17 protein-coding genes are annotated in these 18,036 nt (G+C 68.4%); 12 read left to right on the top strand and 5 right to left on the bottom strand.

What is annotated here, in order from left to right; genetic code table 11:
* Window positions 1–57 precede the first annotated feature (57 nt).
* The 4 genes from sdhC to D5S08_RS00530 all read left to right on the top strand — a co-directional run bounded on the left by sdhC (window position 58) and on the right by D5S08_RS00530 (window position 3,293).
* Entirely contained in the window at window positions 58–438 is a 381-nt protein-coding gene (gene sdhC / locus D5S08_RS00545) for a succinate dehydrogenase, cytochrome b556 subunit (protein ID WP_121114466.1), read from the top strand.
* Window positions 439–468: 30 nt separating this feature from the next.
* A complete protein-coding gene (gene sdhD / locus D5S08_RS00540; protein WP_121114464.1) occupies window positions 469–852 on the top strand; it encodes a succinate dehydrogenase, hydrophobic membrane anchor protein in 384 nt (127 codons plus the stop codon).
* A 68-nt stretch (window positions 853–920) separates the two neighbouring features.
* Window positions 921–2,726 (top strand): succinate dehydrogenase flavoprotein subunit, encoded by a 1,806-nt coding sequence (sdhA, locus tag D5S08_RS00535; RefSeq protein ID WP_162301892.1) that lies wholly within the window; start codon window positions 921–923, stop codon window positions 2,724–2,726.
* A 126-nt stretch (window positions 2,727–2,852) separates the two neighbouring features.
* Entirely contained in the window at window positions 2,853–3,293 is a 441-nt protein-coding gene (locus D5S08_RS00530) for a YidH family protein (RefSeq protein WP_121114460.1), read from the top strand.
* Window positions 3,294–3,296: 3 nt separating this feature from the next.
* Here D5S08_RS00530 and D5S08_RS00525 read toward each other — a convergent pair whose 3' ends face one another.
* The 3 genes from D5S08_RS00525 to ypfJ are packed head-to-tail and all read right to left on the bottom strand — an operon-like array spanning window position 3,297 to window position 5,498.
* Window positions 3,297–3,938: a peptidylprolyl isomerase gene (locus D5S08_RS00525; RefSeq protein ID WP_121114458.1), complete on the bottom strand. Its 642-nt coding sequence runs from the start codon at window positions 3,936–3,938 to the stop codon at window positions 3,297–3,299.
* A 53-nt stretch (window positions 3,939–3,991) separates the two neighbouring features.
* Window positions 3,992–4,651: a hypothetical protein gene (locus tag D5S08_RS00520; protein ID WP_126665460.1), complete on the bottom strand. Its 660-nt coding sequence runs from the start codon at window positions 4,649–4,651 to the stop codon at window positions 3,992–3,994.
* Window positions 4,626–5,498 carry a KPN_02809 family neutral zinc metallopeptidase gene (gene ypfJ, locus D5S08_RS00515; protein ID WP_121114454.1) on the bottom strand — a complete coding sequence of 291 codons (873 nt, stop codon included), beginning with the start codon at window positions 5,496–5,498 and terminating at the stop codon, window positions 4,626–4,628. Before ypfJ ends, D5S08_RS00520 begins: the two co-directional genes overlap by 26 nt.
* A gap of 66 nt (window positions 5,499–5,564) precedes the next feature.
* Here ypfJ and D5S08_RS00510 point away from each other — a divergent pair, with 66 nt between their 5' ends.
* From D5S08_RS00510 to guaB, 3 genes are all read left to right on the top strand, one after another.
* Window positions 5,565–6,320 (top strand): 3-hydroxybutyrate dehydrogenase, encoded by a 756-nt coding sequence (locus tag D5S08_RS00510; protein ID WP_121114452.1) that lies wholly within the window; start codon window positions 5,565–5,567, stop codon window positions 6,318–6,320.
* A gap of 54 nt (window positions 6,321–6,374) precedes the next feature.
* Entirely contained in the window at window positions 6,375–6,581 is a 207-nt protein-coding gene (locus tag D5S08_RS00505) for a hypothetical protein (protein WP_121114450.1), read from the top strand.
* Window positions 6,582–6,695: 114 nt separating this feature from the next.
* Window positions 6,696–8,147, top strand: a complete 1,452-nt coding sequence (gene guaB, locus D5S08_RS00500; RefSeq protein ID WP_121114544.1) for an IMP dehydrogenase — start codon at window positions 6,696–6,698, stop codon at window positions 8,145–8,147.
* Window positions 8,148–8,210: 63 nt separating this feature from the next.
* Here the strand turns inward: guaB and D5S08_RS00495 are convergent, their stop codons facing one another.
* Window positions 8,211–8,753 (bottom strand): hemerythrin domain-containing protein, encoded by a 543-nt coding sequence (locus D5S08_RS00495; RefSeq protein WP_121114448.1) that lies wholly within the window; start codon window positions 8,751–8,753, stop codon window positions 8,211–8,213.
* A gap of 89 nt (window positions 8,754–8,842) precedes the next feature.
* Here D5S08_RS00495 and D5S08_RS00490 point away from each other — a divergent pair, with 89 nt between their 5' ends.
* The 4 genes from D5S08_RS00490 (at window position 8,843) to D5S08_RS00475 (ending at window position 16,138) form a co-directional block, all read left to right on the top strand.
* Window positions 8,843–9,448: an RNA polymerase sigma factor gene (locus tag D5S08_RS00490; protein WP_338322923.1), complete on the top strand. Its 606-nt coding sequence runs from the start codon at window positions 8,843–8,845 to the stop codon at window positions 9,446–9,448.
* Between the two features lie 68 nt (window positions 9,449–9,516).
* Entirely contained in the window at window positions 9,517–10,449 is a 933-nt protein-coding gene (locus D5S08_RS00485; RefSeq protein ID WP_121114446.1) for a FecR family protein, read from the top strand.
* On the top strand, window positions 10,449–12,857 hold the full coding sequence (locus D5S08_RS00480) for a TonB-dependent receptor (protein ID WP_121114444.1): 2,409 nt from the start codon (window positions 10,449–10,451) through the stop codon (window positions 12,855–12,857). The genes D5S08_RS00485 and D5S08_RS00480 overlap by 1 nt, the downstream gene beginning before the upstream one ends.
* A gap of 80 nt (window positions 12,858–12,937) precedes the next feature.
* Window positions 12,938–16,138, top strand: a complete 3,201-nt coding sequence (locus D5S08_RS00475) for an autotransporter outer membrane beta-barrel domain-containing protein (protein WP_121114442.1) — start codon at window positions 12,938–12,940, stop codon at window positions 16,136–16,138.
* Window positions 16,139–16,260: 122 nt separating this feature from the next.
* Here the strand turns inward: D5S08_RS00475 and D5S08_RS00470 are convergent, their stop codons facing one another.
* Window positions 16,261–17,190: a LysR family transcriptional regulator gene (locus D5S08_RS00470; RefSeq protein ID WP_121114440.1), complete on the bottom strand. Its 930-nt coding sequence runs from the start codon at window positions 17,188–17,190 to the stop codon at window positions 16,261–16,263.
* Window positions 17,191–17,303: 113 nt separating this feature from the next.
* Between D5S08_RS00470 and D5S08_RS00465 the strand changes: the two genes are divergently transcribed.
* Window positions 17,304–18,002, top strand: a complete 699-nt coding sequence (locus D5S08_RS00465) for a pirin family protein (RefSeq protein WP_121114438.1) — start codon at window positions 17,304–17,306, stop codon at window positions 18,000–18,002.
* Window positions 18,003–18,036 lie beyond the last annotated feature (34 nt).

The raw sequence follows: 18,036 nt of genomic DNA, 5'->3' as shown, positions 1-18,036 counted from the left end.
CTGACGGGCCGTTCCGCTAAGGGAGGCGGAACTGCACACACAACCGGTATAGTTCATATGGCAAACCGTCCGCTTTCGCCCCATCTGCAGATCTGGAAGTGGGGTCCGCACATGCTGACCTCCATCCTGCATCGCGTGTCGGGCACCGGAATGGCCTTTGTCGGCCTCCCGGTCCTGCTGTGGTGGCTGGGGTCGCTGGCCAGTGGGCCGGAAGCTTACGAGACCTTCCGGTCGGTCGCCGGATCGATCCCGGGCATGATCGTGCTGGTCGGGCTGAGCTGGGCGTTCTTCAATCACATGAGCTCCGGCTTGCGGCACTTCGTGCTGGATGTCGGCGCCGGCTACGAACTCACCACCAACAAGCGCTTTGCGGTGGCTTGCACCGCCAGCGGCATTATCCTGACGGTGGTCTTCTGGGCCGCCATCGTACTGTTCTGACGGCAAGCTGCACTATTTTTCGGGGATATAATGGCTAAAGGAACCTCCCTCGGGCGCGTACGGGGCCTCGGCTCCGCCCATCACGGCGTCGGACACTGGCTGCTGCAGCGCTTCACTGCCGTGGGCAATCTGCTGCTTCTCGGCTTCCTGGTGATCTCCTTCGCGCTGCTGCCGAACTTCGGTTACGAGACGCTGACGGGCTGGATCAGGAACCCGGTCGTGGCCACGGCGCTCAGCCTGATCATGATCAACACCTTCTGGCATGCGCGGCTTGGGCTGCAGGTCGTGGCGGAGGACTATTTCCATACATCCGGCAACAAGTTCACGGCCCTGATCCTGATGAACCTGGCTGTTTTCGGCGGCGCGGCCTTCGGCCTTGTTTCTGTCGCCCGCATCGCATTTGGAGTGGCATGATGGCCGAGAACCCCTCTCCGACGACCGGTGACGTGCCGACCGGCGGGCAGCAGACCGCGAACAAGCCGCTGAACTCCGCCTATCCGATCGTCGATCACATGTATGATGTGGTCGTGGTCGGCGCCGGCGGTTCGGGCCTGCGCGCCACCATGGGCAGCGCGGAAGCCGGCCTGAAGACCGCCTGCATCACCAAGGTGTTCCCCACGCGCAGCCACACCGTGGCCGCGCAGGGCGGCATCGCGGCGTCGCTGGGCAACAATTCGCCCGATCACTGGACCTGGCACATGTACGACACCGTTAAGGGGTCGGACTGGCTGGGCGACCAGGACGCGATCGAATACATGGTGCGCGAGGCGCCGCATGCCGTGTACGAGCTGGAACATGCCGGCGTGCCGTTCAGCCGCAACAAGGACGGGACGATCTACCAGCGGCCGTTCGGCGGGCACATGCAGAACATGGGCGAAGGCCCGCCGGTGCAGCGCACCGCCGCGGCGGCGGACCGTACCGGCCATGCCATGCTGCACTCGCTCTATCAGCAGAGCCTGAAGTACGACGCCGACTTCTTTATCGAATATTTCGCCATCGACCTGATCATGCAGGGCGGCAAGTGCGTCGGCGTGATCGCGATGTGCCTGGATGACGGCACGATCCACCGCTTCCGCGCGCAGGCCGTGGTGCTGGCGACGGGCGGTTACGGCCGCAGCTATTTCACGGCAACCAGCGCCCACACCTGCACGGGTGATGGCAACGCCATGGTGCTGCGCGCCGGCCTGCCGCTGCAGGACATGGAATTCGTCCAGTTCCACCCGACCGGCATCTATGGCGCCGGCGTGCTGATCACCGAAGGCGCGCGGGGCGAGGGCGGGTACCTCACCAATTCCGAAGGCGAGCGTTTCATGGAACGCTACGCCCCCAGTGCCAAGGATCTGGCGAGCCGTGACGTCGTCTCCCGCTCCATGGCGCTGGAGATCCGCGAAGGCCGTGGTGTGGGCCCGAACAAGGACCACATCTTCCTGCACCTGGATCATATCGACCCCAAGGTGCTGGGCGAACGGCTGCCGGGCATCACGGAAAGCGGCAAGATCTTCGCCGGCGTGGACCTGACGCGCCAGCCCCTGCCGGTGGTGCCGACGGTGCACTACAACATGGGCGGCATTCCCACGAACTATCACGGCGAAGTCGTGACCAAGGGTGCCGATGGCAATCCGGACACGGTGGTGCCGGGCCTGTTCGCCGTGGGCGAGGCGGCCTGCGTCTCCGTGCATGGGGCCAACCGCCTCGGCTCGAACTCGCTGATCGACCTGGTCGTGTTCGGCCGGGCCACCGGTCACCGGCTGAAGGAGATCATCAAGCCCGGCGCCGCGCAGGAGGAACTGGCCAAGACCAGCGCCGACTTCGCGCTGACCCGGCTGGACCACTTCCGCCACGCCAGCGGCGGCAGCCCGACCGCGACGATCCGCACGGACATGCAGCGCGCCATGTCCGCCCATGCCGCCGTGTTCCGCACGGACGAGCTGATGCAGGAAGGCAAGGCCAAGCTGACCGAGATCTATGGCCGGATGAGCGATGTGTCGGTGACCGACCGTTCGCTGATCTGGAACAGCGATCTGATCGAGACGCTGGAACTGGACAATCTGATCGCGCAAGCGGTGGTGACCATGCATTCGGCCGCCAACCGCCAGGAAAGCCGCGGCGCCCATGCGCATGAGGATTATCCGGAGCGGGATGACGCCAACTGGATGAAGCACACCGTCGCCTGGTTCACCGGCTGGGGCGGGCAGGGCGGGGACGTCCGGATCGACTACCGCCCGGTGCACGAATACACGCTGACGGACGACATCAGCTACATCAAGCCGAAGAAGCGGGTCTACTGATCCGCCGCCATAGGTGAAGAGACAAGGGCGGCCCCGCTTCGGCAGGGCCGCCCTTTTTCTCTGCGGGGCCGGCCAATAGCGACGCAGCCTTGCGAACCCCGATCGTCGTTCGTGCATTCTCCCGGCATGGCAGAACAGGTCGAACATCGCGCCGCGCGCGCGCAGGAGAAGCTGGCGGATAGTGCGGACACGCTGGTCGACAGCGCCGCCACGCAGGAAGGCAGCGCGGACCGGCGCACGCAGCTGGCGTCCGACCGGACGTTGCTGGCGGCGGAGCGGACCTATGCCGCGTGGATGCGCACCGGCCTTGCATCGCTGGCCTCCGGCATCGGCGCGCGGGCCTTGCTGGACGGGCTGGTGGCGAACTGGCTGGTGCTGGCGACAGCCATCGTGCTGATCCTGTTCTCCACCTTCTGCTTCGTGGCGGGCATCTGGCGGGAGATCACCGGCCGCGCCCTGCGGCCTGACCCGGACACCGCCCGGCTGCCCGGCTGGCTGCTGGTCGCCTTCAACGCTTTCCTGGTGGTGGTCGACCTGGCGGTGCTGGTGGGGATCGCCGCGCAGTAGGATCTACTCGGCCGCCGCCTCCACGCGCCTGGCCGTCACGATCCGCACCGGTTCCGCCAGCATCTGCCCCTTCATCCAGCCTTCGCCCTTGGCCGGATCGACCGGCGCATCGAAGATGGCCCGCACCACATCCATGCCGGCGGTCACATGGCCGAAGGCGGCGTAGCCTTCGCGCAGCTCCGGATCGTCGCTGGCGGGATCGGCGTCCAGGCCCGGCTGCGGGCTGAGCATGATGGAGAAGTCGCCCGTCGCGCTGCCCGGTTCCAGCCGTGCCATGCTGATCGCACCGACGGTGTGCAGCACGCCGGTGTCGCTGGTACGTTCATGCGCGACCGGCGGCAGGATTCGGTCCGGATCGTTCTGCGTGCCACCCTGGATCAGCCCGTTCGGCTGTTCGCCCCAATCGAGCCGCATTGCGCGGTAAAACACTGTTCCGTCGAACTTTCCGCTGTCGACATAGGCCAGGAAATTGCCGGCGGTAAGCGGGGCGCGCTCCGTCTCCAGCGCGACGGTGATAGGGCCTTGCGTGGTCTGCAGGATCACCTCGGTCAATGCGGGTTCGGGCTGCGGCGGGGACGGGGCCGGTTCCTGGGCCGTCGCCGGCAGGGCCAGCAGCAGCAGCGGCAGTGCGAATCGTTTCAACATGGCGCCAGTGTGCCCGCCTGCCACCCGGGCGCAACAGCCGAAGGCGCGCGGCCTCAGGGGTGGGCCCGCTCGCCCTTGTCCGTGGAGACGATCTGCCTGGCCGCGTTCGGATCCACCGGCACCTCGCCGCCCTCGGTCTGCTCCTGCGGTTCGCCCAAGGTGGCATAAGGCGCCGGGTCGCGCAGCAGGATGGAGGTGGCGATCACTTCCGGCGTCGCCGGGCGGGCGGGGTAGGGGCAGTCCATCGCCTGGCCCAGGCCCTTCAGATAGGCGCGCCGCATCATGCCCGCGACGATCGCTTCCTTGAAGGTCTTGGCGTGGGCGTTCGCGCCGGACACTTCGCGGATGACACCGCGATAGGGGATCAGCATGCCGACGACGCTGCGCGCCACCTTGCCGAACTGCAGCCCTCCGGCGGGCTCGACATTGGGCATGTCGAAATCCTCGCCCAGCACGGCATCCAGATCGCCGATGGCGGACCGCACCGCCATGCAGTCGGACAGGCCATCACTGCCATAAGGGCTGGCTTTCGCCTTCACCAGTACGGGAGGGATCTCGTCTCGCGACAGGTTCAGGTCGGCGAGCGGCAGCAGCGCGACGTCGCGCACTTCCACGCTCTCGTCCGTCACGACTTCCTGCGCGCAGACCGGCAGCGCCAGCGCGGCGCCAAGCACCGCAGCCAGCGTGCTAGCCTGCTTCGACGATACGGTCACACTGTGTGTCATCACCTGATTCTAGCCCCAATCTCAACGCCTGCATACGCTGCTGGCTTGAACCGTGGGTGAAGCTCTCCGGATTCACCTGCCGACCGGCATTGCGCATCAGCGTATCGTCACCGATCGCACTGGCGGCTGTCATGCCCTCCTCGAAGTCGCCGGGCTCGATCAGCTTGCGGTTGCGGCCCGCCCACACCCCGGCATAGCAGTCGGCCTGCAGTTCCATCAGCACCTGCAGCTGGTTGGCCTGTTGCGGCCGCTGCTGTTGCGCCTGGCGGATCGCGGCGGAAATGCCCGTCAGCGTCTGTACGTGGTGCCCATATTCGTGCGCCATCACGTAATAGCGGGCAAAGTCTCCCTCGGCCCCCATCTGTTGCGCCATCGTGTCGTAGAAGCTGGTGTCGATGTAGATGCCCTGATCCGCTGGGCAGTAGAACGGCCCGGCGTCGGAACTCGCATTGCCACAGCCGGATGATGTGTTGCCCGGATAGAACCACAGCGTCGGCTGCTGAAATTGCACGCCCGCCTGCGTGAACAGCGGCTGCCACGTCTCGTTCAGCGAGGCGAGGGCATTGCACGCCTCTGTCGCGTAGGCATTGTCGTCGCAGATCTCGGCCGCGCTCTCGCCCGTGCCATAGGTGCTGCCGGGGCCTGCCTGCTGCTGCACGCCGCTGCCTTGCAGGCTGCCCAGCATCTGCCCGGGGTCGATGCCGAACACCAGCGCGCCGATCAGCGCGATGACGATCGCCCCGCAGCCGAGCTGACCACCGCCGCCGCCGGGAAAACCGCCGCCACCGCCGCGACCCACCTGGATGCTGCCCGGATTGAATGGGTTTAGCCGCATGGAACTCCCTTGATCGCCTGACGCTTCAGTGCTGGTCTACGCCGATCAACTGGCAGGAGGTAGGGAATGTTCCTTTCGGGCAAGCGCGCACTCGTCACCGGATCCACGTCGGGCATCGGCCTCGCCATCGCGCGCGGGCTGGCGGCGGAAGGGGCGCAGCTGGTGCTGAACGGCTTTGGCGAGGAGGACGCGATCGCCGCGCTGCAGGAGGAGCTGAAGGCCGACTTCGTTGCGGCCGACCTCACCACCACGGCCGGGGTGGAGGAGCTGATGGCCGGGGCCGGGCCGGTGGATATCCTGGTCAACAATGCCGGCATGCAGCACGTGGCCCCGGTGGAGGATTTCCCGCCCGCCAAGTGGGACGCGATCATCGCCCTGAACCTGTCTGCCGCCTTTCACACCTCGCGCCTGGCGATCCCGCATATGCGGCAGGCCGGCTGGGGCCGCATCCTCGCCACCGCCAGCGCCCATTCGCTGGTCGCCAGCCCGTTCAAGAGCGCCTATGTCGCCGCCAAGCACGGCATTGCCGGCCTGACCAAGGTGCTGGCGCTGGAATGTGCGCAGGATGGCATCACCGCCAATTGCATCAGCCCCGGCTATGTCTGGACGCCGCTGGTGGAAAACCAGATCCCCGACACGATGAAGAGCCGCGGCATGAGCCGGGAAGACGTGATCGACAAGGTGCTGCTGAAGCAGCAGCCCACCCGGCAGTTCGTCCAGCCGGAGGAGGTCGCCGCCATGGCCGTGTTCCTGTGCCGGGACGAGGCGCGTAACATCAATGGGGCGAACTACACCATCGATGGCGGCTGGACGGTCGAGTAGCCGGGCGGCGTAAGCTCGTCGGAACGGCACCCGTGATGCCTCGTTCGATCGGTGATGGAGAATGCAGAAGCCAAGTCCGCCGCCGTCGGGCCTGTCCGCCAGTCAGGCGAGATATCTCTCTGGATGGGCAAGAATGTCGGGCTCGACCTGCGGGTGAAGCTCACCTCTGGCGGCATTCTGGCGATCGGCGGCCTGGTATCCAGCATCCTGCTGTCGACGGCCGTGCTCGTCGCCGTCTCGGTGCGCGAAAGCCACCGGTAGGACCGATCCCGCGCGGCAATCCGCGCCGCCCCCTAGCACCTGCCACACCCTGTCGTTACATGGGCCGCCACGAATCGAACCGCGCGCGCGCGACAGCTAAGGCAAGTGGCACTCATGGAAATCGAAACCGGCCTCACCTTTGACGACGTCCTGCTGAGGCCGGCCGAAAGTGATATCGTGCCCAGCCAGGCGATCACCCGCACGCGGCTGACGCGCGGCATCGGGCTGAACATCCCCATCCTGTCCGCCGCCATGGACACTGTGACCGAGTCCGAAATGGCCATCGTGATGGCGCAGCTGGGCGGGATCGGCGTGCTGCACCGCAATCTGACGGTCGAGGCGCAGTGCGATGCCGTCCGCCGGGTGAAGCGGTTCGAAAGCGGCATGGTGGTGAACCCCATCACCATTCGCCCCGATGCCACCCTGGGCGAGGCGCAGGCCCTGATGACGCATCACAAGATTAGCGGCATCCCCGTGACCGACGTCACCGGCCGCCTGCGCGGCATCCTGACCAATCGCGACGTCCGCTTCGCCGACAATCCGGCGCAGCCGGTGGAAGAGCTGATGACGCGCGACAATCTCGCCACCGTCAGCGAAGGCGTCAGTTCGGACGAGGCGCGCCGCCTGCTGCACCAGCGCCGGATCGAGAAGCTGCTGGTGGTGGACGAGGCCTATCGCTGCATCGGCCTGATCACCGTCAAGGATATCGAGAAGGCCGTGCTGCATCCCGATGCCACCAAGGACAGCACCGGCCGCCTGCGCGTCGCCGCCGCCACCACGGTGGGCGACAAGGGGTTCGAGCGGACCGAGGCGCTGGTGGATGCCGAATGCGACGTCATCATCATCGACACCGCGCATGGCCATAATCGCGAGGTCGCCAAGGCGGTGGAGCGGGTCAAGAAGCTGAGCAATTCGGTGCAGGTCATCGCCGGCAATGTCGCCACGGCAGAGGCGACCCGCGCGCTGGTCGGCGCGGGCGCCGATGCGGTGAAGGTCGGCATCGGGCCGGGCTCCATCTGCACCACCCGCATCGTGGCCGGCGTCGGCGTGCCGCAGCTGACGGCGGTGATGGAAAGCGCGGCGGCGGCGGGCGACGTGCCGGTGATCGCCGATGGCGGCCTGCGCACCAGCGGCGATGCGGCCAAGGCGCTCGCCGCCGGGGCCTCCGCCGTGATGATCGGATCGCTGCTGGCGGGTACGGAGGAGGCGCCGGGCGAGACGTTCCTGTATCAGGGCCGCGCCTACAAGGCCTACCGCGGGATGGGCAGCGTGGGCGCCATGGCGCGCGGCAGCGCCGACCGCTATTTCCAGCAGGACATCAAGGACCAGATGAAGCTGGTGCCCGAAGGGATCGAAGGCCAGGTGCCGTACAAGGGTCCGGCGCGCGACGTGGTCCACCAGCTGGTCGGCGGGATCAAGGCGGCGATGGGCTATACCGGCTCCGCCACCATCGCCGACCTGAAGGAACGCGCGCGCTTCATCCGGATCACCAATGCGGGCCTGTCCGAGTCCCATGTGCACGATGTGGCGATCACGCGGGAAGCGCCCAACTATCCCACGCGCTGATCGTGGAAATACAGGAGGGCGGGATCGTGTCCCGCCCTTCCACCATCGACAGGAAGATGCGGGTCAGACCGCGGTGCTGCGAAGGCAGCGGTTGTACTCTTCCTCGAACCGCTGATCCAGCATGGGGCGGTCTATCTCGCTGACCTCGCGCGCCAGTTCCGGAAACCAGGTGCTTTCCTCTTCATAGATGTGGTGCAGCACGGCGCCGCGGATATGCTCCAGCTTGTCGCGCCATTCCTGGCTCAGCGGAGTCAGCCGTTCCAGTTCGGCCATCTGCACCTTGGCCAGCGTCTGTTCTTCGTAGGCGATGGTGGCGTGACCCTTGTGGCCTTCCATCACCAGCGCGGGGTACAGCACCACCTCCTCCGCCACGGAATGCGCGATCAGCACGTCGGCGAGCTGCTTCACCGCGGTGGTCGCGTCACCTTCCGTGGTGGCGTGACGGGCGCGTTCGAAGGCAGTGCCGATCTGCTCGTGATGGCGCAGGGCACGATCCAGCCACGGGTTGGACGCGGCCAGATCCTGCGCATCGCGATGCGCCTTGGCCCGGTCCTCGTCCGATTCCATCGGGGTGACGGCAGCGACGACTTTGTCGAGAATGGACATGGTTCATCTCCTGAATGATTTGCTTTCATCCCTGACGCGCGGGCCGACCCTCCGTTCCGGACTTGTTGATCGACACGCCACAGCATCGCATGCCAAGCGAATTGCTTGACGGGCAATCGGTCCGCGACGAAAGCGCGGGCGGGATCATCGCTGGCAAGGGAACAATGGCGGACAGTTTGCCCGAATCCGGCGTGCACGCTGCCTTCCTGCATCATCGGGCGCAGCTGCTGCGCTTCATTGCCGCACGCGGGGGCGGCGCGGATGCGGAAGACGTGCTGCAGGAGGTGTGGCTGCGGATCTCCACCGCGCAGAGCGGCCCGGTCGCCAATCCGCTGTCCTACCTCTACCGCGTGGCGAATACGGTGCTGATCGACCGCTATCGCGCCCGGCGCCAGGCAGTCCTGCGTGACCGGGCATGGAGCGAGACCCAGGGCGGCAGCGACATCGCCGTGTCCGATGCGCCATCGGCGGAGCGGATCGTGCTGGCCCGCGACCTGGCCCGCGCGGTGGAGGCACTGCTGGCCCGGCTGCATCCGCCGCGCGTGGCCGCGATCTTCCGCCGCCACCGCATCGACGGCATGGGCCAGCGGCAGATCGCGGCCGAGTTCGGCATCAGCCTGAGCACGGTGGAGGCCGACCTGCGCATCGCCTATCGCGCGCTGGCCGAGTTGCGGGAGCAGTTCGATGCGGGCTGAAGCAATTGACTTCATTCGGTCGAGGTTGCGGCCGGCTGTCTCCGTCTTGGGCGCAGGAGGACCGCGTCATGCAGCCGGATGAACAGTTGAGGGAAGAGGCGCTGGCCTGGGCGGTCCGCACCCTGGACCCGGCCTTTGCGGACTGGGACGCCTTCACGCACTGGCTGGAGGCGAACCCCGCCCATGCCGCCGCCTACGACCGGATTGCTGCCGCCGCGATGGAGGCCGGCGAGCTGTCGCCGGCGCCGGCAGCGGCCAACGATGTGCAGGAGGCGTCGACGATCCGGCGGCAGGTCGGTCGGCGCTGGTTCGCCGGTGGTCTGGCCGCCTGCGCCGCCGGGTTGCTGGCGGTGGGATTGTGGCAGCAGGCGACGCCCGACCTGTACAGCCGCCAGACCGCGCCGGGGCAGGTGCTGGCCATCGATCTGGGCGATGGCAGCCGCATCCATCTCGCGGGTGACAGCCGGATCGAACTGGATCGCGACAACCTGCGTTTTGCCCGGCTGGAACGCGGCCGCGCCCTGTTCACCATCCACCACGATGAGGCGAACCCGTTCCGGGTGGAGGCGGGCGGTCATGAACTGCTGGACGTCGGCACCGTGTTCGACGTGCGCGACGATGCGGCCGGCTTCTCCGTCGCGGTGCAGGAAGGTGCCGTCATGGTCGATCCCCACGACGTGAAGGTCAGGCTGGATGCAGGGGATCAGCTGGCCATCGCGCCGGGCAGCGATCGCATGGTGGTGAGCGAGATCGCTGCCGCCGATATCGGCACCTGGCGTGACGGCCGGCTGACCTTTGCCAGTGCCAGTCTGGCGGAGGTTGCCGCCGAACTCGCGCGCGCCAGCGGCCACCGGTTCATCACCGCGCCCGGCGCGCCACGCGGCAGCCTGACGGGCTCCATCCTGGTCGACGCCGTGCGCCGGGATCCGGCCAGCGCCGGCGCGCTGCTGGGTGTCGCGGTCTGGCGGCAGGGCGATGCCTGGATGATCGAGGGGCCGTGATGCGCCGTGCGGCGCCCGCGCTGCTCGTGCTGGCCATGGCCGCACCGCTGCCCGCGGCGGCGCAGGGCGCGCGCGCGGCGGTGGATGTGCCCGCCGGCACCGCCGGGCAGGCGGCGATCGCGATCGCCCGGCAGAGCGGCACCAGCGTGGTCATCGACCCGGCGTTGGCCGGCCGGCGGGTGCGCGCCGTTCGTGGCCGGCACAGTGCCGGCGATGCGGTGCGGCGTCTGGCGGATGCCATCGGTGGTCGGGCCATCGCTGTGGGTGCCGGCGCATGGCGCATCGTCCCGCAGCATGCCGCGAGCCGGCCGGCGCCCGTCCTCCGTGATCCGCCGGCCGCTCCGCCACCGGTCGAACCGTCGCAACCCATTGTCGTGGTCGCCAGCAAGAGGGAGCTGAGCCTCGCCGATTTTGCGGGCCAGGTGTCCGTGCTCGACGGGCGGCAACTGACCTTCGGCGGGGTCGGGGGGACGGAGCGGATCACGCAGGCGCTGGCCAGCGTTTCCTCCACCCATCTGGGTAGCGGCCGCAACAAGCTGTTCATCCGCGGCATCGCCGATTCCAGCTTCACCGGCCCGACACAGGCGACGGTGGGGCAGTATCTGGGCGATCTGCGCCTGGGCTACAATGCGCCAGACCCGGATCTGCGGCTGTCCGACCTCGCCCGGGTGGAGGTGCTGGAAGGGCCGCAGGGTACGCTGTACGGGGCCGGGTCGCTGGGCGGGATCATCCGGCTGGTGCCGAACGTGCCGCAGCTGGGCGTCACCGTGACGGAGGTGCGGGCCGGCGGATCGCTGACCATGCATGGGAACCCCGGCGCGGATATCGGCGCCACCGTGAACCTGCCGCTGGCGTCGGATGTCGCGGCCCTGCGGCTGGTGGTCGATGGATCGCGCAGCGGTGGCTATATCGACAAGCCGCTGATCGGGCAGGACGACGTCAACCGGTCGGACGTGCTGGGCGGGCGGGCGACGCTCCGGGTGGAGCCCGGGCCGGGCTGGACGGTGGACGTAATGGGGATCGGCCAGCGGATCGACGCGGCCGACAGCCAGTATGCCGATCGCATCGCCGCTGCCCGCAGCGACGGGCTGGACCGGGACGCGCTGGTGACGGAAGGCTCCGACGCGAGCTTCGCGCAGGGGCAGCTGATCGTGTCCGGGTGGATCGGCACCGTCCGGCTGCGCTCCACCACCGGGCTGACCGGGCAGGACCTGACCGAACGGTACGACGCCACCCGCGATCCTGCCGTTCCGCGCCTGTTCGTGCAGCACAATGACACGCAGATGTTCGCGCACGAGACGCGGGTGTGGCAGCCGGTGGATGACGGTTTCGGCTGGCTGGCGGGGATAAGCTACACCAGCAATCGTGTGCGCCTGACCCGCGCGCTGGACCTGCCCGATGGCCAGCGTGTGGCGACGACCGGCGTCACCAACCGCATCCGCGAAGGCACGATCTATGGCGAAGGCAGCCTGCGCCTGATGCCGGGCCTGACCGCCACCGCCGGTGCGCGCGTCACGCATTCGGAACTGGGCGGGGAGGGGGAGAACCTGCCGCTGCCGCTGGTCGCCGCCCTGCGTGCCGTCACGGGCGAGCGCACGGAAACCGTGGTGCTGCCCTCCGCCGCGCTGCTGGCCAATTTGCAGGAGGATACGACCCTGTATCTCCGCTACCAGCAGGGATTCCGTCCCGGCGGGCTGGCGATCGAGGGCGACATCGTCCGCCGGTTCGAAAGCGATTCAACCGCGACGTTCGAGGTGGGCGCCCGCCATGGCACGCCGCAAGTGGGTCCGTTCGATCTGGCGGCCAGCCTGTCCTTTACCGACTGGCACGACATCCAGGCCGACTTCATCGATGCCAGCGGCTTTCCCAGCACCGCCAATATCGGCGATGGCCGGATCTGGACGGCCACCCTGTCCGGCAGCGTCGCCGTCGGGCCGGAACTGCGGCTGGAGGGTGGCCTGTCGGTGAATGACAGCCGGGTGCGCACGGGCAGCCTGTTCATCCTGTCTGATCTTGGCGGCGCGGCCAGCAATCTCAGCCGGGCCGAACTGGCCGAGCGCGCGCGGCAGGTGCCCAACATTGCCGACATCTCGGCCCGCGCGGGGTTCGACTGGCGCCGGCAACTGGGCGACGGGCTGGAACTGACCGCGCGTGGCTGGGCCAGCTATGTCGGCCGGTCACGCCTGGGGATCGGCCCCGAACTGGGCGAGCGGCAGGGCGACTATCTCGACAGCGGGCTGGCCATTCGGCTGGGTCGCGACGGAATGGGCCTGACGCTGGGGATCACCAACATCCCCGATACGCGCGGCAACCGCTTCGCGCTGGGCACACCGTTCGTGGACGATCGCCTGCAGGTGACGCCGCTGCGCCCGCGCACCGTGCGGCTGGGCTTCGACGCCGCATTCTGAAGAAAGCTGCTGATGGTGGCCAAGGCTGCCGCCGCGCTACTCCGTCCTGATCCACAGAGTTGGATGGGAAGGGATCTCCAATGCATCGTTACCTGCTTGCCTCCACGGCGGCGCTGGCCATTGCCGCGCCGGCCGCGGCGCAAGACATCACCACCCGCGTGACCAATCCGGTGCGCACCGCCACCATCGCCAATGGCGCGGCCGGCAACATCACCATCACCGCCGCCGGTTCGGTCGTGCCGGGCGGCGGCACGGCGGTGACGATGGACAGCAACCATGCGGTCAGCAATGCCGGGGCGATCACGATCGCCAACAGCAACAATGCGGTCGGCATCCTGGCGCAGGCCGGCACCAGCGGCGACATCACCAACACCGGCACCATCACGCTGGACGAGCCCTACACCCCCACCGACACCGACAATGACGGTGATCTGGACGGGCCGCTGGCGCTGGGCAGCAACCGGATCGCCATCCGCACGGCGGGCGCACATGCCGGACGGATCAGCCATACGGGCACCATCGTGGTGGAAGGCAACGATTCCGCCGGTATCCGGCTGGAAGGGCCGCTGACCGGCGCGCTGGTGCATGACGGGTCGACCACGGTCACCGGCGACCGGGTGGTTGGCCTCGCCGCACAGGCGGTCACCGGCAATGTCCGGCTGGCCGGCACGCTGACGGCGCGCGGGGCGGGCGCGGTGGGCGCGCATTTTGCGGGAGATGTGACCGGCGCGATGGTGGTGCAGGGCGCGATCACCGCCACCGGCTATCGCTACAACACCACGCCCGCAGGCGCGACGAAGCTGGATGCGGACGATCTGCTGCAAGGCGGCTCCGCGCTGCTGGTGGAGGGCAATGTTTCGGGCGGCATCGTGCTGGCGGTGCCGCCGCGTGACGCCTCCCCCACCAACGATGACGAGGACAGCGACGGTATCCCGGATTCGCGCGAGGGCAGTGCGCAGGTCGTGTCGCTGGGCGCCGCCCCCGCCATGCTGATCGGTGCCACCAATCGCGCGATCGCCATCGGGCCGGTTGCCGGCACGTCCAGCGGGTATGGCCTGCAGATCGACGGGCGGATCGGCGCTGACGGCATCCATTCCGGGGTGAACGGCAACGGGCTGGTCATCGGCGGGCGGGGCGGCGATGTCTCCATCGCCAACGGCATCGGCATCGCGGGCTCGATCACGGCCAACGCCAATGACGCCAGCGCCACGGCGCTGCGCCTGGGTGCCGGGGCCAGCACCGCGGTGCTGCAGGTGTCGGGCACGGTGGAGGCGCGGGGCGGCAATGGCTCGGCGGCGCAGACCACCGCCGTCGCCATCGATGCCGGCGCCAGCCTGCCCACGATCCGCAACAGCGGCGTCATCCGCGCGACCGCCGCTGGCGCAAACGGTAACGCCACCGCGATCATCGATCGCAGCGGCACGGTGACGCTGCTGGAAAACAGCGGCGGCATCGCGGCGAGCGGCGCGGCGGTCAATTCGGGCCGCAACATCGCCATCGACCTGTCGGCCAACAATGGCGGCGTGACCATCCGCCAGACGCAGGTCGGTGCCGGCTTCAACGCCCCGGTGATCGCCGGCGATGTGCGCCTGGGCGCCGGCAACGACCGGGTGGAGCTGGCCGACGGGTCGCTGGCGGGCACCGTGCAGTTCGGTGGGGGCAACAATGCCCTGGCCCTGTCCGGTGACGCCATCCACGCCGGTGCCGCCAATTTTGGTAGCGGGAACGACACGCTCAGCCTGGCGGGCAGTGCGATCTTCGCCGGATCCGCCGATTTCGGTGGGGGCACGGACGCACTGACGATCGCGGACACGGCGCGCTTCTCCGGTTCGCTGGCCAATGCGGCCAATCTCTCGGTCCGCGTCACCGGCGGCATGCTCGACGTCACCCGGCCGGCGACCATCGCCTCGCTCGACATGGCAGCGGGCAGTACGCTGGGCGTCACGCTCAGCAAGGTGGCGGGCGAGGGCACGGGCCTGACTGTCACCGGCGCGGCGAACTTCGCCAAGGATGCCAGGCTGCAGCTGCGACTGGCCGATGTCGGCAATGCGGAGGGGCGCTACACCGTCCTGCAGGGGGGCAGCCTCAGCGGTGCGGGCGGGCTGGTCACCGACACCAGCCTGATCCCGTTCCTGTTCAAGGCCAGCATCGCCAACGATACAGCCGCCAGCCAGCTGGCGGTGGACATCACCCGGCGCTCCGCCATCGAACTGGGCCTGAACCGGTCGCAGACCAGCGCCTACCCGGCGGTGTTCACCGCCATCGCCGGCGATGACGAGCTGGAGGATGTGTTCCTCGGCATCACCGATGGCGCGCAGTTCCGCTCGACCGTGCGGCAGATGCTGCCGGACCATGCGGGCGGCACGTTCGAAAGCATCAGCCAGGGCACCCGCGCGCTGGCCCGCCAGATCGCCGATCCGCAGAACCCGACCTGGTCCGTCGGCGGGGTCGACGTGATCCTGAACATGTCCGGCTGGAGCACGGAGAAGAGCGAGGGCGTCACCGACGGCTACACCCAGGACGGCCTCGGCTATGGCGCGGGGGCGGAGGTCGACACCGGCTTCGGCGCCTTCGGCCTGGGCGTGAACTGGATCTGGAGCGATTACGACAATGATGCCGGCAGCCAGACCACCGGCAACACCTATGGCGCGGCGGCCTGGTGGCGCGGTGCCTGGGGCGGGTTCCAGGCGCATCTGCGCGGCTCCATCGGCCGGTCGAACTTCGAATCCGAGCGGGCCTTCGCCGGCCAGATCGGCGAGGAGCAGATCGACCGGGAGATCACCGGCGAATGGAACGGTACCGTGGTCGCCGCGAGCGGCGGCCTGTCCTACGAGCTTGGCGGCGGCGCCTTCTTCGTGCGGCCACAGGTCACTGTCGATTACACCCGCCTGAAGGAGGACGGCTATACCGAGACAGGCGGCGGCAGCCTGAACCTGATCGTGGACGACCGCACCAGCGACGAGTTGGGCGTCAATGGCGGCGTCGCCGCCGGGATCGACTTCATGGGCAAGGGCCGAGGCGACGAGACCTGGTTCCGGGTCGAAGGCGAAGGCGGCTGGCGCGAGATCGCCGGCGGGACGCTCGGCTCGACCACGGCGCGCTTCGGCGATGATGGGGAGCGTTTCACCCTGACCCCCGAGCAGATGGAGAGCGGCTGGTATGCCGGCCTGCGCGCCCTGGGGGGCGGCTCCACCTTCGAACTGGCGGGGGAACTCCGCCTTGAAGATCGCCACGATGCCAATGCCGTGGCGCTGCGCGGAACCCTCAAGGTAGGGTTCTGACGCCTACCGGCCGGCAGGACAGCGCATCGACCCCCCAGACCCCCCCGCGCACCGCCGGCCGGCACCTTCGGGCGCCGAGGATCCGAACGGACCTCGGCGCCCTGTCTTTTGCGGGCACCCCGTCAGAGATCGGCCATTCCGTCCGCCACCGCATCGGCGCGCCCGGCGGCGACGAACTGGTCCAGCAGCCATGATGCCGCCGGTCCGGGCGGTGCGTCGCGGCGCCAGATCCCGCAGAAGCGATAGATGCCGGCCTGATGGTCCGGCAGCGCGAGCCGCATCAGCGTGCCTGCGGCCAGATCCGGCTGGACCATCGGCAGCGGCATATTCCCCCAGCCGATGCCTTCGCGAAGCAGGGCGTGCTTGGAACCCAGGTCGGCCAGTCGCCAGATCCGATGGCTGGTGACGGAAAAGCTGCGCCCTTCGGTGAAGCGCGACCGGTCGGTCAGCACCAGCTGCGTATGACCGCGCGCTGCGCCCGGCGGGATCGTTCCCATGCGGGCGAGCGGGTGATCGGGCGCGGCGACCGGCACCATCGGCACCGATCCGGCGGCGCAGCTGTCGATCGCCGCCGCGCCGACCGCCAGCGGACCCGACAGGCCGATCACCGCCGTGCGGTCCAGCACCATGGCGGTCACCGCACCCAGCGCCTCGACATGCAGCCGCAGCGACACCGTGGGGTACTCCCGCGCAAACCCCCGCAGCACACGGCCCAGCCGTTCCGCCGACAGCATCACGTCGACCGCTGCGGACACCTCCGCCTCCAGCCCCTGCAGCAGGCCGCGCGCCTTGGCCCGCAGCGCATCCATTCCTTCGCCCAGCGATCGCGCCTCCGTCAGCACGGCCCGTCCCGCATCGGTCAGCCGGGGCTTGCGGGTGCCCTGCCGCTCGAACAGGGTCAGGCCAAGCTGCGCCTCCAGATTGGCGATGCCATAGCTGATGACGGACACGGCGCGGTTCAGCCGGCGCGCGGCGCCTGCAAAACTGCCCTCGTCCACGATGGCCAGGAAGATCCGCAACTGGTCGAGACTGGGGGTGCCGGGTTCGTCCACTTTTCAACTCCATCGAACAGATGGTCCGAACTTTTCACTCTGCCTTGAACAGCCGGTCAGGTCCATATCACCTGCAACGCCGGTGATCCCTCCGGCCACCAGGAGATGGCACAATGATCGACCTTCGTCCCTTCGACAGTCTCGGCGGCGCAAACCATGGCTGGCTGGATGCCAAGCATCACTTCTCCTTCGCCGACTACCACGATCCTGCACGCGTCCACTGGGGCAATCTGCGCGTCTGGAACGACGACACGATCGCGCCGAAGACCGGCTTCCCGCCGCATCCGCACCGGGACATGGAGATCATCACCTATGTCCGCGAAGGCGCGATCACGCATGAGGACAGCCTGGGCAACAAGGGCCGCACCGAGGCAGGGGACGTGCAGGTAATGAGCGCGGGCACCGGCGTCCGCCATTCGGAATACAACATGGAGGATGTGACCACCCGCATCTTCCAGATCTGGATCATACCCACCAGCACTGGCGATGCCCCGCAGTGGGGTGCCAAGCCGTTCCCCAAGGGCGTGCGTTCGGGCCAGTTCGTGACGCTGGCCAGCGGTTTTGCAGGCGATGACGATGCCCTGCCGATCCGCACGGAAGCGCGCGTGCTGGGCGCCACGCTGAAGGCGGGCGAGACGGCGCAGTACCAGCTGGGCCGGACCCGCAAGGCCTATCTGGTGCCGGCCGCCGGGGCGGTGGAGATCGACGGGGTGCGGGTGAATGCCCGTGATGGTGCCGCCATCAGCGATGTCGAGGTGCTGACCGTCACTGCGCTGGAGGATGCGGAGATCGTGCTGGTCGACGCGGCCTGATCGAAGGCCGGGACAGCCTGCGTGTGCGGCGGAT

The organism is Croceibacterium ferulae (assembly GCF_003660445.1).
In the GTDB taxonomy this organism is placed as follows: domain Bacteria; phylum Pseudomonadota; class Alphaproteobacteria; order Sphingomonadales; family Sphingomonadaceae; genus Croceibacterium; species Croceibacterium ferulae.
The sequence above is the reverse complement of the archived record's forward strand: the minus strand, read 5'-3'. Positions and strand labels throughout refer to the sequence as shown.